Origin of the sequence: Pseudomonas sp. PB106 (assembly GCF_009764645.1) — a bacterium.
Taxonomy (GTDB): domain Bacteria; phylum Pseudomonadota; class Gammaproteobacteria; order Pseudomonadales; family Pseudomonadaceae; genus Aquipseudomonas.
In genome coordinates, this window is the sequence record NZ_RWIM01000005.1 from 55278 (window position 1) to 76492 (window position 21215).

General features: G+C 61.1%; 18 protein-coding genes. 14 read left to right on the forward strand and 4 right to left on the reverse strand.

Going from position 1 to position 21215, the window contains the following annotated elements; all coding sequences use genetic code 11:
• The first annotated feature begins 222 nt into the window (after positions 1 to 222).
• Positions 223 to 1728, forward strand: a complete 1506-nt coding sequence (locus EJA71_RS00980) for a sensor domain-containing diguanylate cyclase (protein ID WP_158953513.1) — start codon at positions 223 to 225, stop codon at positions 1726 to 1728.
• 142 nt (positions 1729 to 1870) lie between these two features.
• Positions 1871 to 2806, forward strand: coding sequence for a LysR family transcriptional regulator (locus EJA71_RS00985; RefSeq protein ID WP_158953515.1), 936 nt, complete (start codon positions 1871 to 1873; stop codon positions 2804 to 2806).
• On the opposite strand, the gene EJA71_RS00990 is transcribed toward EJA71_RS00985, so the two are convergent.
• The 4 genes from EJA71_RS00990 to EJA71_RS01005 all read right to left on the reverse strand — a co-directional run bounded on the left by EJA71_RS00990 (position 2791) and on the right by EJA71_RS01005 (position 6961).
• Positions 2791 to 3237: a heme-binding protein gene (locus EJA71_RS00990; protein ID WP_158953517.1), complete on the reverse strand. Its 447-nt coding sequence runs from the start codon at positions 3235 to 3237 to the stop codon at positions 2791 to 2793. The genes EJA71_RS00985 and EJA71_RS00990 overlap by 16 nt on opposite strands.
• 11 nt (positions 3238 to 3248) lie before the next feature.
• Positions 3249 to 4598 (reverse strand): amidohydrolase family protein, encoded by a 1350-nt coding sequence (locus EJA71_RS00995; protein ID WP_158953519.1) that lies wholly within the window; start codon positions 4596 to 4598, stop codon positions 3249 to 3251.
• 183 nt (positions 4599 to 4781) lie between these two features.
• Entirely contained in the window at positions 4782 to 5939 is a 1158-nt protein-coding gene (locus tag EJA71_RS01000) for a S9 family peptidase (RefSeq protein ID WP_158953521.1), read from the reverse strand.
• Positions 5940 to 5998: 59 nt separating this feature from the next.
• Positions 5999 to 6961 carry a LysR family transcriptional regulator gene (locus tag EJA71_RS01005; protein ID WP_158953523.1) on the reverse strand — a complete coding sequence of 321 codons (963 nt, stop codon included), beginning with the start codon at positions 6959 to 6961 and terminating at the stop codon, positions 5999 to 6001.
• A 257-nt stretch (positions 6962 to 7218) separates the two neighbouring features.
• Between EJA71_RS01005 and EJA71_RS01010 the strand changes: the two genes are divergently transcribed.
• The 12 genes from EJA71_RS01010 to EJA71_RS01065 all read left to right on the forward strand — a co-directional run bounded on the left by EJA71_RS01010 (position 7219) and on the right by EJA71_RS01065 (position 21201).
• The gene (locus EJA71_RS01010; RefSeq protein ID WP_158953525.1) at positions 7219 to 8160 is read left to right on the forward strand and encodes a VOC family protein; all 942 of its coding nucleotides are present in this window, start codon (positions 7219 to 7221) and stop codon (positions 8158 to 8160) included.
• 13 nt (positions 8161 to 8173) lie between these two features.
• Positions 8174 to 8536, forward strand: coding sequence for a Rieske (2Fe-2S) protein (locus tag EJA71_RS01015; protein ID WP_158953675.1), 363 nt, complete (start codon positions 8174 to 8176; stop codon positions 8534 to 8536).
• A 134-nt stretch (positions 8537 to 8670) separates the two neighbouring features.
• Positions 8671 to 9807, forward strand: coding sequence for an FAD-dependent oxidoreductase (locus EJA71_RS01020; RefSeq protein ID WP_158953527.1), 1137 nt, complete (start codon positions 8671 to 8673; stop codon positions 9805 to 9807).
• A gap of 57 nt (positions 9808 to 9864) precedes the next feature.
• Positions 9865 to 11562 carry a DUF1302 domain-containing protein gene (locus tag EJA71_RS01025; RefSeq protein WP_158953529.1) on the forward strand — a complete coding sequence of 566 codons (1698 nt, stop codon included), beginning with the start codon at positions 9865 to 9867 and terminating at the stop codon, positions 11560 to 11562.
• A gap of 12 nt (positions 11563 to 11574) precedes the next feature.
• Positions 11575 to 12963 (forward strand): DUF1329 domain-containing protein, encoded by a 1389-nt coding sequence (locus EJA71_RS01030; protein WP_158953531.1) that lies wholly within the window; start codon positions 11575 to 11577, stop codon positions 12961 to 12963.
• Positions 12964 to 13023: 60 nt separating this feature from the next.
• Entirely contained in the window at positions 13024 to 14127 is a 1104-nt protein-coding gene (locus EJA71_RS01035) for a YCF48-related protein (protein WP_158953533.1), read from the forward strand.
• 4 nt (positions 14128 to 14131) lie between these two features.
• Entirely contained in the window at positions 14132 to 16606 is a 2475-nt protein-coding gene (locus EJA71_RS01040) for an RND family transporter (protein WP_158953535.1), read from the forward strand.
• Positions 16596 to 17843, forward strand: coding sequence for an MFS transporter (locus EJA71_RS01045; RefSeq protein WP_158953537.1), 1248 nt, complete (start codon positions 16596 to 16598; stop codon positions 17841 to 17843). Before EJA71_RS01040 ends, EJA71_RS01045 begins: the two co-directional genes overlap by 11 nt.
• A gap of 13 nt (positions 17844 to 17856) precedes the next feature.
• Positions 17857 to 18438 (forward strand): cupin domain-containing protein, encoded by a 582-nt coding sequence (locus tag EJA71_RS01050; protein ID WP_158953539.1) that lies wholly within the window; start codon positions 17857 to 17859, stop codon positions 18436 to 18438.
• Positions 18435 to 19418: a fumarylacetoacetate hydrolase family protein gene (locus EJA71_RS01055; RefSeq protein ID WP_158953540.1), complete on the forward strand. Its 984-nt coding sequence runs from the start codon at positions 18435 to 18437 to the stop codon at positions 19416 to 19418. The genes EJA71_RS01050 and EJA71_RS01055 overlap by 4 nt, the downstream gene beginning before the upstream one ends.
• A 9-nt stretch (positions 19419 to 19427) precedes the next feature.
• Positions 19428 to 20429, forward strand: coding sequence for an NAD-dependent epimerase/dehydratase family protein (locus EJA71_RS01060; RefSeq protein ID WP_158953542.1), 1002 nt, complete (start codon positions 19428 to 19430; stop codon positions 20427 to 20429).
• Complete coding sequence (locus tag EJA71_RS01065; RefSeq protein ID WP_158953544.1) at positions 20407 to 21201, forward strand: cyclase family protein; 795 nt, start codon at positions 20407 to 20409, stop codon at positions 21199 to 21201. Before EJA71_RS01060 ends, EJA71_RS01065 begins: the two co-directional genes overlap by 23 nt.
• Positions 21202 to 21215: the final 14 nt, after the last annotated feature.

The window sequence follows — 21215 nt, forward strand, 5'->3', positions numbered from 1 at the left end:
CGTAGTAATACCGCGTGGTAGGACATCGTACAAGTCATTCGTGGCTTCTGTTAATGAGCCTGTGTCATGAGACTTCACCCAGGTGATCGCCCTGCACAATCTGTTGCTGCAACGTTTCATCACTGCTTGTATCCTTGCGCGCGGCGAGCGCAGGCGTCTGCAGCCGTTGGGTCGATCATGAGTCGCTGGAGCGGAAAACCGGACTTTCCAAAAGGTAGCAATGTGAAGCGTGATACTCATCTGGTTGTGCTTTTGTTGTGGGTGATCGGTTGTTCCCTCGCGTCATTGACGGTGTGGAAAGTGTTGGCGTCTCGCGAGCGCGCACTGGAGGAAGTCAACGTCCATGGCTTGAACCTGACCCAGGCGTTGGCGACGTACTCCGAAGGCATCGTCCGCCAGAGTTCATTGCTGTTGCTCGGCCTCGTCGAGCGTCTGGAAACCGAAGGCAGTGGCCCCGCGCAGATTCAGCGGCTGAGTGCCCTGGTCAAGCGCCAGGAACCGTTGATGCCGCAGCTCAGTGGCATCACCATCTACGATACTCAGGGTCGCTGGCTGATGTCTTCCAACCGGCCGATTCCCGCCGGATCGAACAGCAGCGATCGCGCCTATTTTATCCATCATCGCGATGATCCCTCCCGCGAGACTTTCATCGGGCCACCGATTCAGAGCCGTTCCAATCAGGAATGGGTAATTACCGTCAGCCGCCGTTTCAATGATGCAAGCGGCGAGTTTGCCGGTGTGGTGGCGGTGACGTTGGGGGTGGAAAACTTTCTGCGCCTGTTTGGCAAGCTCGACGTCGGGCAGGACGGTGCCATCGGCTTGTCCTACACCGATGGCACGTTGCTGGTTCGCTATCCCTTTCGCGAGCAGGACATGGGCCGCAACTTTTCCAAGTCGCCGATCTATGCGAAGTATCTGGTCGATCACTCAGTCGGCACCGCGTCGTTCACCTCCAGCCTGGACGGCGTTGAGCGGCTGTACGCCTTCCGCAAGAGTGATCGTCTGCCGTTGATCACCACCGTCGCCCTCGGCAAGCGCGAAGCCCTCGCCGCTTGGCGCCTGGAAGCGTTGCTGTCGGCAGTGGTGGTGGCCGGGCTGCTCGGGCTGACCGGTTTGATTGGCTGGTTTCTGATTCTGGATATCCGCCGGCGTACCGAGGCCGAGGATCAGTTGCGCGGCACGCAGCAGCAATTGCTCTCATCCAACCGGCAACTAGAGTTGCTCGCCATGAAAGACGCATTGACAGGATTGGCCAACCGACGCTGCTTTGACGAGAGTCTCGCGATGGAAGCTCGGCGAGCACAACGTGACGGCAGCACGCTGGCATTGCTGATGATCGATATCGACTACTTCAAACTGTTCAACGACTCGTTCGGTCACGTCGCCGGCGATGCCTGCCTGCAGACCGTTGGCCGCGTGCTGCAGGATTGTGTGCGACGTCCTTCAGACTTGCTGGCGCGTTATGGTGGCGAGGAAATGAGCGTCATCATGCCAAATACCGACGCTGACGGCGCCGCGGTGGTGGCGCAACTTATCCTCGATCGCCTCAAGCAAGAGAATATCGCCCATAGCGCCAGCCCGTTCGGGCGCCTGAGCGTGAGCATCGGCATCGCCACGGCAACCGGCGCGCGACTGGAGGGCTTGCAGGGATTGATCGAGGCGGCGGATCAGGCGCTGTACAACGCCAAGGCGTTGGGGCGTAACCAGTTTGCGCGGGGCGGGCAATAGCGCTTGGTATCGCTGTTGACGATACCTGCCAGCGAAGCACGCGATTGGTGCATCGGTGAGCCGCTGGTTAAGGTCATGATTTGTTGTCGATCATGCCCGGCATTCGGGCAAATCCTCGACTCACCCCTTCGACGGAACCGACATGCGATATCGACGCCTCGACCTTAATCTGTTGGTTGCGCTGGACGCTTTGCTGAGCGAGTGCAGTGTCAGCCGGGCGGCCGAGCGTCTATGCCTGGGACAGTCAGCCGCCAGTTCGGCATTGGGCCGTTTGCGTGAACATTTCAATGACCCGTTACTGGTGCCAGTGGGGCGACGCCTGGAACCCACCGCGTTGGGCCAGGCGTTGCTGCCAAAAGTACGTGCGGCGCTTGAACTGACGCGGGAAATCGTCGACGCGCCGCTGGATTTCGATCCGGCACACTGCAATCGGCACATTACCCTGGTCGCCTCCGATTACGTCGCCGACGTGCTGCTTCCCGCAGTAAGCCGTGTTTTGGCGCGTATCGCTCCGAATATTCGCTTGAGCCTGCGTGACATGCCCGTGCCGCGTGACGGTGATGTCGTCAGCGAAGCACTCGATTATCGGCGCAGTGATTGCGTCATCGTGCCGCAACGACGGTTGAATCCGGCCTATCCCCATGTGCCGCTCATGACAGACCAGCTCTGTTGTATCGTCTGCGCCCAGCAGCCAGAGTTTAGCGAGCAACTGAGCATGGCCGACTATCGCGCCGCAGCGCATGTGGTGCGCGAGTTCGCCGACGGGCACAACTTGGCGATGGACGCCATGCACCTGCATGAACTCGGGATTGAGCGGCAAGTGGCGGTGACCGTTGAAAGCTTTGTGCTGATGCCAGAGTTCATCGTTGGCACCGCGCGCATCGCCACGGTGTTTCAACGCCAGGCGCAACGTTTTGCCCAGCGTTATCCGTTGCGTATTCTCCCAGCGCCGGTAGCGTTTCCGGAGGCCGTTCAAGTCTTGCAATGGCATCCCTATCAAGCACACGACCCGGTCATGCAGTGGTTTCGCGGCCTGCTCGTGGAACAGGCCGCGTTGCTCGATCAACCCTCTGGCTGATCGCCGCTGTCGGCGAGCAATCCGGCGTTGGCGATGGCCAGCAATGCGCAGCGCTCGTCGTTGTCCGAAGTATCGCCACTGATGCCGATGGCCCCCAGCACCACGCCCTCGGCATCACGAATCAGCACGCCGCCCGCCACTGGAATCACTTCACCGCCGGTCAAACTGTTGATCGCATCGAAAAACGCCGGCATGGCCTGCGCGCGTCGTGCCAGTTCACGTCCGCCAAAACCCATGCCCAAGCAACCGCGTGCCTTACCGATGGCGATTTGCGGGCGCAGGAAGGTGGCGTGTTCGTCGCGCAGAACCGCCAAAGGATGGCCGGCGGCATCCAGTACGGCGACGCCCAGCGGTTTGATCCCGGTTTTCCGAGCGATGCGGATGGCATCGCTTGCCATGGTTGTGGCGGTCAGCAAGTCGAGTCGTTGCATGGCTTCTGTCCTCATACGGCCCACTTGCCCAGTTGGGAAACGCGGTCACGGGTATACAGGTCGGTCCACTTCAGCGAATTGAAATCCGACACTTGCTTAGGGTTGTAGGGGCTGCGCTCAAGGCGCACCGGTTGTCCGGCTTTATAAACGGCTTTGAGGCGCGAACGATCCTGAAGGATGCGAATGTCGTCCAGCGGTGAACCGTCGAGCAGCAGGAAATCCGCCTGCTTGCCCACCTGCAGCGTGCCGAGGGTTTCACCGCGCGGCATGCAGCGTGCGCCGACAGCGGTCGCGGCGTATAACGCTTCGGCCGGGGTGAATCCAAGCCGGGTCACCAGCAGCTCCAGCTCACGGGCGTGCCACTCGCCGTAAGGCGTAACCGCAAAACCGCTGTCACTGCCGCAGGCAAACGGTACTCCCGCAGCCTTGGCTCGCTTGAGCACCGCCGAACCGACCTCCAATGTGCGAGCACAATAACCGGCATAACCCGTACTGATCGCCGGATCATGGGGCTGGCAGAAATCCACGGTGTTCTGCGGGAAGGTCATGGTCGGGGCCAGAATGCTGCCGGCCTCAAGCAGTGCTTCGATGCACGCATCGTCCATGTAAAAGGCATGGAAAACCAGATCAACGCCGGCGCGCGCCGCGTACATCACGGCTTCGCGACCGTAAGCATGGGTGGCGACCTTGCAGCCCAGACGGTGTGCTTCCTCGACCATTTCGAAAGTCTCGTCGGCGGTGAAGGCCGCAATGATTTCGCCGTTGGGGCGGCGGTGCGTGCCGTCCATGGCAATTTTGATCAAGTCGACGCCGTCCTTGGCCTGCTTGCGGATCTCCGCGAGGGCGTCGCTACGGCTGGTGACTAATTGGGCGGTGAAGTATTCAGGGGCGCCGACGCGACTCGGGAACCAGTCATTCAGACTCTGCCGATTGGTGATGACGCGACTGCTGGCCGCGATCCTCGGCCCTTCGAACAAACCCGCGGTCACCGCATTGCGCACGGCGATGCTGAGCTGACCGCTGTCGCCGGGGCAGACCATGCTGGTGACACCGGCCGCGAGCACATGCTGGGCGAAGAACATCCCGCGCAAGGCGCGAAATTCGTCGCTGGTCCACAGGTCAATGTCTTCTTCACTCTGCGCGTTGCCGAAGGCCAGATGCGTGTGCACGTCCACCAGCCCCGGCATGACGAAATTATCCCCCGCATCCACCTGTGTGTCGCCTGGCTTGGGAGCGGGTGCCAGCGCGGTGGGCCCGACGTAACTGAGCAGGCCGTTTTCGACGATCAATGTCTGTTGCTGGCGGGTTTCCAGTCCGGTGCCGTCAAACAGGGTCTGGCATTTCAGGTGCAGGGCAGTCATGGCGTCTTCACTGTGTGATTGTTCTGTGCATGAGGCTAAAGAGCAGGCGAGGGGGCCACCAGCAGATTGCATCGATGGCCGAGCATTGATTGCGTCAATAGCTGCGCCTGACGGAATCCATAAACGAAAACGCCGGACAATCGTGAGATTGTCCGGCGTTTTTTTGTGCGCGTTTTTCAGTGATCAGGCAGTGCGACCACCCAAGGTTTCAGCAACCCAGTCGGCAATGTAATGCCCGGCATTGATGCTGTTGTCGAAGCTCGAATGCTGCACGCCGCCTTCACGTTCGGTGAAGATCTTCAGTTCGCACTTTGGACTGTTGACCAGTTGTTCGTAGGTGCGATGCGCCCACTTCAACGGAATCTGGGAATCCTGTTCGCCGTGGGTCACGAGGAAGGGCACTTTGATCCGGTCGAGCACGCCGTCGAGGTGGACGTTTTCGGCGATGGTCATGAACTCTTCGACGTCCTTGGCGCCCCAGACCCAGCAGACGTGCGCCCAATAATGCGGCACTGGGAAGCTGCCTTCCTTTTCCAGTCGACGCTTTTGCACATCACGCCAGTCATGGTTGGCGCCCCACACGACGCCGCAGGCGAAGCGTGGTTCGAATGCAACCGCGCGCGGACAGTAATAACCGCCCAACGAGACACCTTCCAGACCGATACGTTTGGCATCAACGTCGCTTCGGGTTTCCAGCCAGTCCACCACGCGACTGGCCCAGTGTTCACTGTCGAATCGTGCGGTCAGGCTATGCAGGCGCAGCGCTTCGCCGGTGCCTGGCTGGTCGATGATCAGTGAGGAGATGCCGCGTTTCGCCAGCCACGCTGGCAGGCCCACGCGGTATTTCATTTCCTTGGTCGAGTCCAGACCATTGACCTGCACCAGAATCGGCGCGGGACCCTCGACGCCTTCGGCGCGCACCAACAAGCCGGAAAGATGTTTGCCCTCGTAAGGAATTTCCACCCGTTCGCAGTTTTCCCGCGACAGTTCGATGCCGCGCTTGAAGGTCTGCAGAAAACGCTGATACAGCTCGGTACGCCCCGGAGCGCCATGGGCTTGCAGGCGCTCGCAGGTCAAATAATAGGTGGCGGCGCGGTTGTATTTTTCGCCAGCCGAGAGCATCCGGCCATTGCCTTCGTCTTCCTCGGCCAGACCGCAGAGCTTGTCGGCCATTTTCGCCCAGGTTTCGCGAAAGGCGCGGGTGCCGGCCGCGTCTGGCTGTTTCGCAGCCTCTTGCAGCGGGGCACACATCTCTTCGATTTCACCCATGCGGGCGCCCATTTCAATGGCCAGGTCGACAGAGAGATTCCAAACGTAGTTGGTCGGGAAATAGCGAAACATGATTATTGTTGTCCTTATGGTTGCCTTGGCGTTCCCAAGGCACGTTAAGGATCACCCGACTAATTGGCCAATCGCGACGGCGGATACGAGGTATCGCGAGATACGATGGGCACGTGTTGCAGATGCTGGATGGATTCGCTGATGCGTTCGCGCAGCCAGCGATGCATCGGGTCGCCGTCAACGCTGCGGTGCCACAACATGTACTCGCGCATGACCGGAATCTTCACCGGCGGCGGCAGGATGCGCAGCGGCAGATAGTGCGCGTAGAGGTTCGCCAGACGCTGGTGCATCGTGGCGATGCGCTGCGTGCCAACGATCAATTGCGGCAAGGTATTGAAGTCGCTGGTGATCACTTCAATGCGCCGATTGAAGCCGTACTGATTCATGAACCATTCTTCGATGCTCATGTGCCGGGTACGGCCGAAGCCCACCGAGACATGGCCCATCTCCATGTACTGCTCAAGGGTCAGGGTATCGCCGACTTGCGTATTGCCTTGCCACACCACGCACACGTGTTCTTCTTCGAACAGCAGGCGCGAAGGGTGGCCGTCAATGATGTAGCGCTCGGGAACAATCATCAGGTCGACCTCGCCACGCACCAGCAACTCGCCGGAATTGTCGCTGGGGCCAAGCATTTCGAAAGTGATGTTGGGCGCTTCCTGATGAATGTTCTGAATCACCTGGGCGAACAGCACGCTGATCAGGTAGTCCGAGGTCACCAGGCGAAAATGTCGCTTGCTGGTGGCCGGGTCGAACACCGGTTTGGCGGTGATTGAGGACTGGATCGTCAGCAGGACTTCACGCACCGGTTTGGCCAGTTCCGTGGCGTAAGGCGTGGGCTGCATCTTGCGGCCCACCTGGACCAGCAGCTCATCCTCAAAGTAGGTACGCAAACGCGCGAGCACGCCGCTGGTGGCGGATTGGGTCATGTGCAGGCGTTCGGCAGCGCGGGTGATGTTCTGCTCTTCGAGCAACACATCGAGCGCGACCAGCAGGTTGAGATCCAGATGGTTGAAACGCATGGGCAGGTCCGTTTTTGTATTTATTTTCGCAATACATTCGATCGAATCCATCGGCGCGTCAACCTTCGTCGCAGGTATCGCGTTTGCCGATAGGTCGCATCCCGACTCGCGATTAGTCAGCTGTCAGCCCTTGCGCCAATCTTCGCCTCAGTCGGCCATGCAGCCGACACCACCACCGGTTTCCAGTCAGGCCCGGCGCGCTGCAAGGCGTCCATGGCGACAGTCACCGGATCATAATTTCAATGGAGTGGTAAGCCATGAACATCATTGGCCTTGATGCCCTGATTTTTGGCGTCGATGACATTCAAGCCTGCACCGATTGCCTGCGCGACTACGGCCTTGCGCCGGTCGGCGTTGACAGCAACGGCGGGCGTTTCGAAGCGCTGGACGGCACCGCCGTGATTATCCGTCGAGCCGACGATCCTGATTTGCCGGTGGCGATCGGCCCGGCGCCGTCGATTCGCGAGACGGTCTACGGGGTCGCTGCGCTCAGCGATCTGGACGCCATTGAAGATGAGCTGGCGCGTGATCGCCCCATCCGTCGCGATCAACACGGCGTGCTGCACAGCGTTGACGACATGGGTTTCGCCATCGCGTTTCAGGTCAGCGTGCGCAAGCCTTACAGCGCACCGGAGGATCTGACCAACGCCGCCGGCCATGCGCCACAGCGGCCACTTAACCAGCCGGGCATTACCCTCGATATGGGCGCTGTTCCGCGCACTTTGTCGCACGTAGTGTATTTCGTCCCCGACGCGGCAAAGGCTGAAGCTTTTTACGCCGAGCGTCTGGGTTTTCGCACCACCGACACCTTCATTGGTGCCGGGCCGTTCATGCGTCCGGCAGGCTCCGATGATCACCATTGCCTGTTCATGATCCAGACCCCGCCGCACATGAAGGGCTGCGAACACTTCACCTTCCACATGGGCAGTGGCACCGAAGTGCTGCTGGCCGGGACGCGTTTCGAGCAAAAGGGCTGGACCAGTTTCTGGGGCCCGGGCCGTCACCTGTTCGGCTCCAACTGGTTCTGGTACTTCAACAGTCCGCTGGGCTGCCACATCGAATACGACGCCGACATGGACAAGCACGATGACGCCTGGGAGGCCCGTCGCGCGCCGCTGTCGGCGGATAACTCGCAGCTGTTCCTGTTCAGCGCCAAAGAAAAATGGGCCCCAGGTGGCCCGCCGCCAAAACTCGGTTGAGGCCGCGCTGATCATGAGCGGTATCGCGCAGCCATTGTGTCGGCTGGACGAACTGGAGGAGGGCCGGGCGCGCGGATTCGATCCGTTGGCGCAGGGACGCGACAGCGTGTTTGCCCTGCGTCATGACCATCAGGTGCGGGTCTATCGCAACCGTTGTCCGCATCTGGACGTGCGCCTGGAGTATCGCAAGGACAAGTTCCTGTCCGCCGATGGCCAGTTGATCGTCTGTTACGCCCACGGTGCGCAATTTCTGCCGGCGACCGGCGAGTGCATCTACGGCCCGTGCCTGGGCCAGAGACTGGAGGCGCTGCCGTTCAGCGAGAAGGATGGCTGGCTGCTGGTGCAAATGCCTGAAGGGATGCCGTTGCCGGGATAAATCGAGGTATCGCGTACGGCGATACATCGCATCCCTACTCGCGATTAGTCAAATCCCTGCTTTGCCGGGAAGCTTCATCCAACGATGCCGTGCCCGACGCAGCATCGATCACAAGAATAAAAAGAGAGAACACCATGAGTGCAGTGAACAACGTTCTGATCGTGGGCGGTGGTATCGGCGGCTTGTGTGCAGCCATCGCCTTGCGGCGTAAAGGTATCGAGGTCGACCTGATCGAGCTCAAGTCCGAATGGACAGTCTATGGCGTCGGGATTATTCAGCAGAGCAACGTCGTTCGTGAAATGGCCAAGCTCGGCGTTCTCGACGGTTATCTGGACGCCGCTTATGCCTTCGAGGACGTCGCCATCTACGGCCCGGGCGGACAGCAACTGGCGCGTATTCCGGGTCAACGACTGGCCGGCCCGCAATACCCCGCCAACGTCGGTATTTCCCGCTTGGCGCTGCACAAAGTCCTCAGCGAAACCGCCCTGCAACTCGGTGCCAACGTGCGTTTGGGCCTGAGTGTGGAAGCGCTGGACGACAACGGCACAGAGGTCGACGTGTTGTTCACCGACGGCAGTCGCGGCCGCTACGACCTGGTGGTCGGCGCCGATGGTCTGTTCTCGAAAGTGCGCAGCCTGGTCTTTGGCGATGCCTACACCCCGCGTTTCACCGGCCAGTCGGTGTGGCGCTACAACTTTCCCCGCGCGCCACAGATCGATCATCTGGCCAACTATCAAAGTGCTGACGGCAATGCCGGGCTGGTGCCGTTGGCCGGCGACTTGATGTACCTGTTTCTGACGTCCCACGAGCCCTCCAATCCGTGGATGGATCCTGCCGATCTGGCCGCTCAGATGCGCCAGCGGTTGCAAGGATTTACCGGGCTGATCGGCGAACTGCGCGAGCAAATCACCGACAACAGCCAGGTCGTCTACAAGCCGATGGAAGTGGTGTTCGTCGATGAACCGTGGCATCGCGGACGCGTCCTGCTGATCGGCGATGCGGCCCATGCCACCACGCCGCACCTCGGTCAAGGCGCGGGTATGGCCATCGAAGACGCGATTGTGCTCAGCGAAGAACTGACTCACGAGCAGTCCGCGACCACCAGCGTCGAGCAGCAGTTGCAGCGCTTCATGGCGCGGCGCTTCGAACGTTGCAAATACATCAGCGAAAGCTCGGTGCTGGCCGGCGACAAGGAGATGCAGCACGACCGCGCCTTCGATCGCATCGGCCTGGTCAAGCAAATGCTCGCGCGCACTGCCGAGCCAATCTAAGCCACACCTGCGACTCATCCACAGCAGTTACCACTATAAAAACAAGAGGTTAACGCGATGGTTAGTTCTACGACTGCGGCGCTCGCGCGTCGCCCGGTCTGCTCGTCTGCACCCTTTGGTTTGAGCGTCGCTGCGCTGCTGGTGCTATGCAGCCAGGCCGCTTACGCTTTCGACATCGATACTGGCAACCCGGATTTCAAGCTGCGCTGGGACAACACGATCAAGTACAGCGCTGCCTGGCGCACGCAGAATCCGAGCAGCAAATTGACCGAGGGTCAGGTCGCGCTCAATCAGGACGATGGTGATCGTGCGTTCAAAAAAGGCCTGATCTCCAATCGCACCGACATTCTCTCGGAACTGGATCTGTCGTTTCAGGACTTCGGCGCACGTTTGAGCGGTGCAGCGTGGTACGACAGCGAGTACCAGGGCAACAACGACAATAACGATCCGTCCCGCGCCAACGCGCGCTCCGTGGGTTACGACGAGTTCACCGATGACACCCGCCATTTGCACGGGGGTGACGGCGAAATTCTCGACGCGTTCGTCTACTGGAACGGTGAATTGGCCGACCGCGCAACGTCGGTGCGCGCCGGCCGTCATGGCCTGATCTGGGGCGAGAGCCTGTTCTTCGGCGCCAACGGCATTGCCGGTGGCATGGCCCCGGTTGACGTGGTCAAGGCGCAGTCGGTGCCTAACACGCAGTTCAAGGAAATCACCCGCCCGGTCAATCAACTGTCGGGCACCTTTCAACTGACTGACGACGTATCGCTCGGGGCGTACTACCAACTCGAGTGGGAAGAAACCCGACTACCCGCCGCCGGCAGCTATTTCTCCACCAGCGACACCATTGGCGAAGGCAATGAGCGTCTGATCGTCGGTGCGCCGTTTCCGGCATTCCTCGGCGGCAACCCGGCCAGTCCCGCCGCGTTTTTCCACGGTAACGATAAGGAAGCGCGCAGTTCGGGGCAGGGCGGTCTGCAACTGAAATACAGCGCTGAGACCGTCGAGTACGGCCTCTACGCCATCCAGTACCACGACAAGACGCCGAAGCTGTACCTGAAACCGTCGACGGCAGCGCCGAACTTCAGCACTGGACAGATCGGCGAGTACTACTGGGTTTACCCCGAAGATATTCGCGCGCTGGGTGCGAGTTTTTCCACCACCGTGGACGAGTACAGCTTCGCCGGTGAAGCGTCGATGCGCTGGAACATGCCGCTCGTCTCGAACGGTCAGACCGTGCTGCCCGGCGTCGTTGCCGACAACGATGATGACGCGCTCTACGCGGTCGGTCGTACCGCTCACGTCAACCTGAACGTGTTGGCGTCGTTTGGCCCGAACTTCCTCGCCCGAGAGTCCGGACTGGTCGGCGAAGTGGCGTGGAACCGCTTGCTCAGCGTCACCAAAAATCGCGCCGCGCTGGACCCGAACGCCACCGATGATGGCCTGGGTTTCAAAGTCGTCTACACGCCGACCTACCGTCAGTTTTTCTCCGGCATCGATATCAGCATTCCCGTCGGCGTCAGTTACTTCCCGCTGGGCAAATCAGCGGTGGTCAGCTCGTTCGGCCCGGACAACGGTGGCGACATCAACATCGGCATTACTGCCACTTACCTCGATCGCGTCACGGCCGGCCTGACGTACACGCATTACTACGGCGCCGAGGACACCAACCTCAACGGGCTCAGCCAGTTCAATTACAAGCAATCGCTGAAGGATCGGGATTATCTCGCCTTCTCCGTCAAGACCACGTTTTAAGAGGACTTGCGCATGACTTCTCACCACCACAATAGCTTCCCACGGCTGAAGGCCCTGTGCTTTGCCTTGCTCGGTACCTTGACCGTCCTGAGTCAGGTTGCGACTGCGGCCACCGCAGAAGAGGCCGCCAAACTGTCGACCAGTCTCACGCCAATGGGGGCCGAGCGCGCAGGCAATGCCGACGGCAGCATTCCAGCCTGGCAGGGCGGTTACACCAAGGTTGACCCAGCGTACAAAGCGGGCGGCAAGCGCGGCGATCCGTTTGCGGCTGACAAGCCGCTGTTCAGCATCACCTCAAAAAACCTGGCGCAATACGCCGGCAAGCTCAGCGATGGCACTAAGGAGATGTTCAAGCGTTTTCCCGACACCTATCGCATCGACGTCTATCCGACCCGTCGCACGGCGGCCGCACCGCAATGGGTGTATGACAACACTCTGAAAAATGCCACCCGCGCCAAGCTGGTCGACAGCAGCGCTGGACCGGTACCCGAAGGTGCGTTTGGCGGTATTCCATTCCCGATTCCACATAACGGCGCCGAAGCCATGTGGAACCACATCCTCAACTGGCGCGGCACGTCGCTGGCCATGCACTTTCGCCATTACCTGATGACCGCAGACGGCAAGCAGGTGATGACCACCGACGGCCAGGCGATCCAGGACATGCCGTATTACTACCAGGACGGCACGCCGGAAAGCTTCGCCGGTGATTACTGGCTGTTCCGCCTGCTTAATGTCGGCCCGCCGTTGCGCGCGGGTGAGCAAATCATGGGCCGCACCAACATCAACGGCGATAAATCCCAGGCTCACGTCTATCTGACCGGCCAGCGCCGCGTGCGCAAGTTGCCGAATGCCTGCTGCGACACACCGACGCCGGCCACCGCCGGGGTGATGTCGTTCGATGAGTTGAGCGTGTTCCAGGGGCGCATCGATCGCTTCGACTGGAAGCTGGTCGGCAAGCAGGAAATGTTTATCCCTTACAACACCAACAAAGTCCTGACCGCCGGCAAACCGGAAGACCTGTTTCTGGCTCACCACATGAATCCAGATTACGTGCGCTGGGAGTTGCATCGCGTGTGGGTGGTGGACGCCGAACTCGCACCGGGCAAGCGTCACCAATTGCCGAAGGGCCGCTATTACCTCGATGAAGATACTTGGCAAGCGATGCTCGGCGACCGCTGGGACGCTAACGGCCAACTCGCCAAAACCCTGTGGTCGCTGCCCGCCGTGCTGCCGGATCTGCCAGCGCAGGCGCAGCTGTCTTCGGGGTTCTACGACCTGACCTCCGGCGCCTGGTTTATTCAGAACGTCTACACCGGCCTGCCTGAGCAATATGGCGTGGTTGATCGCTACAAGGCGTCTGAATTCTCGCCAGCGGCGATGGCGGGTGCCGGGGTTCGTTGAATCAGGCCGGATCGCCACACGCTGTGGCGATCCGGTTTCACAAGTGGTTTCGAGGTCGGTATGAACAGAATCTGTCAGGTGCTCGGGCGGTTGTTAGCGCTGCTGGCGCTGCCTTGCGTATTACCCGTGAGTCAGGCTCAGGCCGCTGCCGTCGGTGATGTATTGAACACCCCGGCGATGCGCGCGCCGCAGGCCCGGCAAGCGGTCCTGCTTGATCTGGCCCGGGCGGGCGCGCGATTGGTGGCGGTCGGCGAACGCGGCATCGTCTTGCTCTCCGATGACAACGGTATCAATTGGCGGCAGGCGCAGGTGCCGGTCTCCGTCAGCCTTACGGCGGTGCAATTTGTCGACGCGAACACGGGTTGGGCGGTCGGCCATGCCGGTGCGGTGCTGGTCTCCCACGACGGCGGCGAAAACTGGGCGTTGCAGCTGGACGGCAACCGCGCTGCGCAACTGGAGTTGCACGCCGCACGCGAGCAATTGCCGACAGCCAATGACCCCGACGCAGCGGCGGCGCGCGTGCAGACCGCTGAACGGATGGTCAGCGAAGGCGCGGACAAACCGTTTCTGAGCCTCAAGTTCACCGATGCGCGGCACGGCCTGATCGTCGGCGCCTACGGCCTCGCCTTTACCACCGAAGACGGCGGTGTGAGCTGGCAGTCGCTGATGGGCCATATCGATAACCCGGCGGGCGCGCACCTGTATGCCATCGCGCAACAAGGCGAGCGTTGGTTTATCGCTGGCGAGCAAGGCTATGTGGCCCGTTCCGAGGACGGCGGACAATCTTTCGTCGCGCTCGACAGCCCATACAGCGGCAGCTTCTTCGCCCTGCAAGTACGCGATGACGGCGCGCTGCTGGCGGCAGGGCTGAAAGGCAACGCGTTCATTTCTACCGACGACGGCAACAGCTTCGTGCCCGCGCCCGTACCGATGCCCGTGTCCTTCAGTGAAGCGATCCGCACCGCTGACGGCCAGCTGTTGTTGGTCAATCAGGCGGGCGCACTGTTTCGCACCTCGGGCGACGCACCAACCCTGCAGCCTTTCGGCAAACCGCTGGGCAAACCGATAGCCAGCGTCGTGCAGGCCGCCGATGGCAGCCTGGTGCTGGCCGGTTTCACCGGGGTGACGCGTCTGGCGTCACCCACCGCTACAGCTTCGGAGTGAGGTTATGAAACCATTCGACAACGCCACGGCCAGCCTGGCGAGTTTCGACCCGCGCTCCGGCTCGGTCGTAGAACGCACTTTGTTCAATCACCGGTTGTGGGTGTTGCTGGTGTGCCTGGTGACCACGCTTTGCTTGGGCTATCAGGCCACCCGCGTCGAGCTGAACGCCAGTTTCGAAAAGATGATTCCCACGCAACAACCTTACATCGCCAATTATCTGCAACATCAAAAGCAACTCAGCGGTCTGGGCAACTCCTTGCGCATCGTTGTCGCCAATCGCCAGGGCGATATCTACGACGCTGATTATCTGAAAACCCTGCAGGCGCTGAGCGACAAGCTGTACCTGCTGCCCGGCGTTGATCGCGCCTACATGAAATCGCTGTGGACGCCCGCAACTCGCTGGGTCGCAGTGACTGAAGACGGCCTGGATGGCGGCCCGGTGATTCCCGACGATTATGCCGGCACACCGACCAGTCTCGAGGCCTTGCGCCGCAACGTGCAGCGCTCCAACGAGCTCGGCCAACTGGTAGCGTTCGATCAAACCTCGAGCATCATTTATGTGCCGTTGCTGGCGACGACTGCTGACGGCCAGGCGCTGAATTACTCAGTACTGTCCGAGCAATTGGAGGCGTTGCGCAGCGAGTACCAGAACGACAGGATCGACATTCACATCACCGGTTTCGCGAAAAAGGTCGGCGATTTGATTGCCGGGCTCAAGCAGATTCTGTTGTTTTTCGCCGTGGCGATCCTGATCACCACCGCCGTGCTGTTCTGGTACACACGCTGCCTGCGCAGCACGGTGCTGGTGGTGTTCTGTTCGCTGGTAGCGGTGGTCTGGCAACTGGGCCTGTTGCCGTTGCTCGACTATCAGCTGGATCCGTATTCGGTGCTGGTGCCGTTTCTGGTGTTCGCCATCGGCATGAGCCACGGTGCGCAGAAGATGAACGGCATCATGCAGGACATCGGTCGCGGCATGCACCGGGTGGTGGCCGCACGTTTCACCTTTCGACGGCTGTTTCTGGCCGGGCTGACGGCATTGCTGTGCGATGCAGTGGGTTTTGCCGTGCTGATGCTGATCAAGATTCAGGTGATTCAGGATCTGGCCGTGATCGCCAGCATCGGTGTGGCGGTGCTGATTTTCACCAACCTGATTCTGCTGCCGGTGTTGCTGTCCTACGTCGGCGTAACGCCACGTGCGGCGCAATTGAGCCTCAAAAGCGAGCAGAACGACCAGGCCGGCGCGCGGCGTCATGGCTTCTGGCGCTTTCTCGATCTGTTTACCCAACGTCGCTGGGCCAGCCTGTGCATCGCCATCAGTCTGGCGTTGGCGGCATTGGGTTTTGTGGTCAGCCTGCAATTGAAGATCGGTGATCTGGATGCCGGCGCGCCGGAGCTGCGGGCCGACTCACGCTACAACCAGGACGATGCGTTTCTGACCCGGCATTACGGCGCCAGCAGTGATTTGTTCGCGGTGATGGTCAAGACCCCGGCCGGGCAATGTGCGCGTTACGACATCCTTGCCAAGGTTGATGCGCTGGACTGGCAACTGCGTGCGCTGCCGGGGGTGGATTCGACCAACTCGCTGGCCTTGCTCAACCGGCGCATGCTGGTCGGCCTCAGCGAAGGCAGCGCCAAGTGGTACGAGCTGCAGAACAATCAGGCGATGCTCAACATGATCACCGCCAGTGCGCCACGCGGCTTGTACAACGAAGATTGCAGCTTGCTCACGCTGTACGCCTACCTCACCGACCACAAGGCTGAAACGCTGACGCGGCTGGTCGAGCACGTCGAGCAATTCGCCGCTGCCAATAACAACGATGATGTGCAGTTTCTGCTGGCAGCGGGCAATGCCGGCATCGAAGCGGCGACCAATATCGTGGTCAAACAGGCCAACCGCGAGATGTTGTTCTGGGTCTACGGGGCGGTGATCGTCCTGTGCCTGATCACCTTCCGTTCGTGGCGCGCCACGCTGTGCGCGGTGATTCCGCTGATGGTCACCTCGATCCTCTGTGAAGCGTTGATGGTCTGGCTGAACATCGGCGTGAAGGTCGCGACGTTGCCGGTTATCGCGTTGGGTGTCGGCATTGGCGTCGACTATGCGTTGTACGTGATGAGCATCCTGCTCGGTCATCTGCGCCAAGGCGCGAGCCTGTCAGAAGCCTATTACCGCGCGCTGGTGTCCACCGGCAAAGTGGTGATGCTCACCGGCATCACGCTCGCCATTGGCGTGGCCACGTGGATCTTCTCGCCGATCAAATTCCAGGCTGACATGGGCGTGCTGCTGGCGTTCATGTTCGTCTGGAACATGGTGGGCGCACTGGTGTTGTTGCCAGCGCTAGCGTACTTCCTGCTGCCTGCACGGCGCACGAACACCGACGCAGAAATGCCGGCGGAGGCAGTCGATGTGGCCGTGCCGTCGCGAGCCGTGGCGGTAGATGTTGTTCAATCCCGTCACCGGGAGACCTGTCATGGCCGTTGAGTCTTCAGTTGAAAGCAGCGCCCGCCACGCCGGTTTGACGCAATCATTGCTGTTGCTGCTCGGCAGCTGTCTGCCTGTGCTCGGCGCAGTATTGCTCGCACCGGTATTGCCGCGCATGCAGGCACATTTTGCCGAGGTCGCAGGCAGCGCTGTGCTGGTGCCGATCGTGCTGACCCTGCCGGCATTGATGATTGCACTACTGGCGCCGTTTGCCGGGGTTATCGCCGATCGGCTCGGGCGCAAACCGCTGTTGTTGGCGAGCATGGCCCTCTACACGCTCTGCGGTGTGTTGCCGCTGTGGCTGGATTCGCTGCCGGCCATCGTCGCCAGCCGCGCCGGTATCGGTCTGGCGGAGGCGGGGATCATGACCTGCTGCACTACGCTGATGGGCGACTACTACAGTGGCGCCCGACGCGAGCGCTTGTTCGCCTTGCAGATGGTCGCGACCTCACTGTCGGCTGCGGTGTTTATCGCGCTGGGTGGTTTTCTCGGCCAGGACGACTGGCGCACACCGTTTGCGCTGTACGCGGTCGGGCTGATTTTCCTGCCGCTGATGGCGTGGAAACTCTGGGAGCCGCAACCCCGCGTGCAACCGGCGACAACGGTTCCGATGCCAGCCCCGCGCGTTTTTCCGTGGCGCGCACTGACGCCCCTGTATGGATTATCGCTGCTCGCGGGCCTGAGCCTGTTCATCGTGCCGGTGCAGGCCGGCTACTTGCTCAACTTGTTGCACGTGGATGCGCCGCAGCAGATCGGCATGACCATGGGCGCCAATCAACTCGGTGTGCTTGTCGGGGCCTTGAGTTTTCGCTTGTTGAGCGGTCTGCGCAGCCAGCATGTGCTGCTGATTGCCTATGGCCTCGCGGGTATCGGCGGCCTGTTGATGGCCGCTGCCGGCAGCCACGCGCAAGTGGTGGTCGCGGTCCTGGTCAACGGTCTGGGCATCGGCCTGATGTTGCCGACGTTGATCACCTGGATCATGGCGCAAGTCGGTTTTGCTCAGCGTGGGCGAGCGGCGGGGTGCTTCACCGCCGCGATTTTCGCCGGCGAATTCATCAGTCCGCTGGTGGTACTCGCCATCACCGCCGGGGCTTCCACGGCGTTGCCGCAAGCGTTGGCCGTGATCGGTTGGCTGCAACTGGTCGTGGCACTGTTTTGTCTGTCCGTGCCGAGGCTCGGTGGTCTGTTGACCCGCCCCCATGTTAGCGGTCACGACTCCATCGGCAACGGCCATTGAACGAGGATTTTCCATGCAAGCGCTTCCCCCTTTCAAACGCGTGGTCACCGGGCATGATGCCGACGGCCGCGCGGTCGTCGCCAGTCTCGGCGCAACCGCTAACGTCTTCGCACTGCAAGCGGTGCCAGGCACGGTATTTCATGAAATATGGAACAGCAGCGGCAGTCCGGCACTGCTCGACAATGCCGATGATCCAACCGGCAAACCCTTACAACTGAGCCCCGGCCCGCTGGGCAGTGTGATTCGTGTCGTCGACATTCCGCCAGACAGCGTGCAGAACCAGGTCAGCGCTGCCGCTGCTGCGGCTGCATTCGCCGAGATTGGCCAGGCGCATGCCGGCACCGGCCACGCCAACGCGCGGCACAAACTGATGCACCGCACCGAAACCCTCGATTACGGCGTCGTCACCGAAGGCGAAGTCTGGCTGGTGCTCGATGATACGGAAGTCCACCTCAAACGCGGCGACGTGGTGGTTCAGCGTGGCACCCATCACGCGTGGAGCAACCGTACCGAGGCCATGGCGCGCATGGTGTTTATCCTGCTGGACGGGCGTTTCGCCGCTGAACTGCAAGACTGCCCGGGAGAAACGGCATGAAGCTCGCAACCTTGAAAAACGCTAGCCGTGACGGCCAATTGGTGGTGGTTTCGCGCGACATGTCCCGGGCTATCGATGCCCTTTCGGTGGCGCCGACCTTGCAGCAAGCCATCGAAAACTGGGCTGAATCCGAGCCGCGTTTGCAGGCCCTGGCGCGTGAACTTGAAAAACACGATTGCCGCGAGGCCTTTGCCTTCGACCCTGCGCAGGCGATGGCACCGTTGCCGCGTGCTTATCAATGGTGTGACGGTTCGGCGTTTCTCAGTCACGGCGCGCTGATGCAGAAGGCGTTCAACCTCGACCCGATTGAAGGCGCCGACCGCACGCCGTTGATGTACCAAGGCGCCGGTGATGACTTCATCGGCGCACACGATGACATCGAACTGCCGAGCGAAAGCCAGGGCATCGATTTCGAAGGCGAATATGTCGTGCTGGTCGATGATGTGCCGATGGGGTGCTCGGCGGAAAACGCGTTGCAGCACATCAAACTGATCCTGCAGATCAACGATGTCAGCCTGCGTGCGCTGGCACCGCGTGAAATGCGCACCGGGTTCGGTTTTCTGCAAGCCAAACCGTCCTCCAGTTTCGCCCCGCTGGCGATTACCCCGGACGAACTCGGCGAAGCCTGGCTTGATGGGCGTGTGAATTTGCCCCTGCAAGTGCAGTGGAATGGCGAGTGGTTTGGCCAGCCGCACGGCGCGCAGATGAACTTTCATTTTGGTGAGCTGATCGCCCACGCGGCGCTGACCCGTCGCCTGCGCGCCGGCACGCTGATCGGTTCCGGCACGGTGTCGAACGCCGAGCGCAACGTCGGCTCGGCGTGCATCGCCGAACGCCGGGCCATCGAGATGATCGAGCAGGGCGCGCCAGTGACAGGCTTCATGCGTTTCGGTGATCGCGTGCGCATGGACGTCACCGGCAGCGATGGTCGGTCGCTGTTTGGTGCCATCGACCAGCGCGTCGTCAAGGCCCACGGCTGAGGAACGCTCATGCGTGTACTGATTACCGGAGCCAATGGCTTTGTCGGTCGCGAACTGCTGCGTTGTCTGCTCGCACGCGGCAGTTTGCGCGGGCAAGTCATTCGTTCGTTGCTGGTGCTGGATACTGACGTCCAAGGCCTGCCAGACGAGCCGCGCTTGCGTCGGCATAGCGGCAGCGTGACGGATGCGGCGTTGATGCGCCGGGTCTTGGCCGATGGCATCGATGTGGTGTTTCACTTGGTCAGCATCCCCGGCGGAGCAGCGGAGGCGCATTACGAATTGGGTTATCAGGTCAACCTGCTAGCGAGCCTCGAACTGCTCGATCAACTGCGTAACAAGGCGCGACCACCGGTGTTGGTATATGCCAGCAGCGTCGCGGTGTACGGCGCGGATCTGCCGGCGAAGATGAACGAGCAGGCTGAACTGCACCCGCAACTGTCGTACGGCACACACAAGTTGATGGTCGAACGCGCGCTGATTGATCTGGGTCGGCGCGGTGAGGTCGACAGCCGCGCGGTGCGCCTGCCGGGCATTGTCGCGCGACCGCGCGAACCCAACGGCTTGCGCACGGCTTTCATGAGCGACTTGATGCGTGCCTTTGCCGAGGGCGCCGACTACTGCTGCCCGGTGTCGCCGCAAGCGACGGCGTGGTGGATGTCGGCACGCTGTTGCGTGAGCAACCTGATTCACGCCGCCGAACTGGATGACGCCGCCGCGCAACAGCGGGTCTGGCAACTGCCGGTGCTGCAGTTGTCCATCGCCCAGGTCATCGATGCACTGGCGGCAACTTACGGCGAGCAACGCCGTGCGCTGATCCGTTTCGCCGCTGACGCAGACCTCGAAAACTTGTTCGGGCGCATGCCGCCCTTGAAAACCCCGCAGGCCCGCGCTGCCGGTTTCTGCCATGACGGCAACGTCGCCACGCTTATTCGCAACGCCCTCAACCCAGCCCCTTATCGGCATCTGCCGTTGAACGGAGACACGCCTCATGTCACAGCCCATCCAGCGTAAACGTCGTCTGGTCGACCTTTCGGTGACCCTCGATAACAACCCGTACACAGACCCGCCGCCGCTGTTGCCGAAGATCGATTACATGGATCACCAGCAAGGCTGGCCCGAGATGGCCGCGATGTTTCCGGGTTTGCAGCTTGAGCAGATGCCCGGCAATGAATCGTGGGCTGCCGAGCGCTTGCAGATCACCACCCACAGCGGCACTCACATGGATGCACCGTGGCATTACGCCTCGACCACCGATGGCGGCGAACCGGCATTTGGCATCGATGAGTTGCCGCTGGACTGGTGCTTGCAGCCGGGGGTCAAACTGGATTTTCGCCATTTGCCCGACGGGCACGTGGTCACGGCAGAAGAGGTCGAAGCGGAACTGGCGCGTATCGAGTACGCGTTGCAGCCGCTGGATATTGTGCTGGTCAACACACGCGCCGGGGCGTTGTTTGGCCAGCCGGGTTACCTCGATGCCGGCATCGGCATGGGGCGCGAAGCGACGATGTACCTGCTGGAACGCGGCGTGCGCGTGGTCGGCACTGATGCCTGGAGCTGGGACGTACCGTTCAAATACACCCGTGAGCGTTTTGCTGCCAGCGGCGATGCTTCGATCATCTGGGAAGGGCATAAGGCCGGGCGCGATATCGGCTACGGACAAATGGAAAAACTCGCCAACCTCGAGTCCCTGCCTGCGAGCGGCTTCACGGTGTCGTGCTTTCCCTACAAGATCCGGCATGCGTCTGCAGGTTTCGTGCGTGCGGTGGCTATTTTCGAAGAGTGATCGGGCTGTCCGAG

Excerpts from the sequence above, each read along its gene's own strand:
- EJA71_RS00985 (WP_158953515.1), top strand. The coding sequence starts at position 1,871 with ATGCGATATCGACGCCTCGACCTTAATCTGTTGGTTGCGCTGGACGCT.
- EJA71_RS00990 (WP_158953517.1), bottom strand. The coding sequence starts at position 3,237 with ATGCAACGACTCGACTTGCTGACCGCCACAACCATGGCAAGCGATGCC.
- EJA71_RS00995 (WP_158953519.1), bottom strand. The coding sequence starts at position 4,598 with ATGACTGCCCTGCACCTGAAATGCCAGACCCTGTTTGACGGCACCGGA.
- EJA71_RS01000 (WP_158953521.1), bottom strand. The coding sequence starts at position 5,939 with ATGTTTCGCTATTTCCCGACCAACTACGTTTGGAATCTCTCTGTCGAC.
- EJA71_RS01005 (WP_158953523.1), bottom strand. The coding sequence starts at position 6,961 with ATGCGTTTCAACCATCTGGATCTCAACCTGCTGGTCGCGCTCGATGTG.
- EJA71_RS01010 (WP_158953525.1), top strand. The coding sequence starts at position 7,219 with ATGAACATCATTGGCCTTGATGCCCTGATTTTTGGCGTCGATGACATT.
- EJA71_RS01015 (WP_158953675.1), top strand. The coding sequence starts at position 8,174 with ATGAGCGGTATCGCGCAGCCATTGTGTCGGCTGGACGAACTGGAGGAG.
- EJA71_RS01020 (WP_158953527.1), top strand. The coding sequence starts at position 8,671 with ATGAGTGCAGTGAACAACGTTCTGATCGTGGGCGGTGGTATCGGCGGC.
- EJA71_RS01025 (WP_158953529.1), top strand. The coding sequence starts at position 9,865 with ATGGTTAGTTCTACGACTGCGGCGCTCGCGCGTCGCCCGGTCTGCTCG.
- EJA71_RS01030 (WP_158953531.1), top strand. The coding sequence starts at position 11,575 with ATGACTTCTCACCACCACAATAGCTTCCCACGGCTGAAGGCCCTGTGC.
- EJA71_RS01035 (WP_158953533.1), top strand. The coding sequence starts at position 13,024 with ATGAACAGAATCTGTCAGGTGCTCGGGCGGTTGTTAGCGCTGCTGGCG.
- EJA71_RS01040 (WP_158953535.1), top strand. The coding sequence starts at position 14,132 with ATGAAACCATTCGACAACGCCACGGCCAGCCTGGCGAGTTTCGACCCG.
- EJA71_RS01045 (WP_158953537.1), top strand. The coding sequence starts at position 16,596 with ATGGCCGTTGAGTCTTCAGTTGAAAGCAGCGCCCGCCACGCCGGTTTG.
- EJA71_RS01050 (WP_158953539.1), top strand. The coding sequence starts at position 17,857 with ATGCAAGCGCTTCCCCCTTTCAAACGCGTGGTCACCGGGCATGATGCC.
- EJA71_RS01055 (WP_158953540.1), top strand. The coding sequence starts at position 18,435 with ATGAAGCTCGCAACCTTGAAAAACGCTAGCCGTGACGGCCAATTGGTG.
- EJA71_RS01060 (WP_158953542.1), top strand. The coding sequence starts at position 19,428 with ATGCGTGTACTGATTACCGGAGCCAATGGCTTTGTCGGTCGCGAACTG.
- EJA71_RS01065 (WP_158953544.1), top strand. The coding sequence starts at position 20,407 with ATGTCACAGCCCATCCAGCGTAAACGTCGTCTGGTCGACCTTTCGGTG.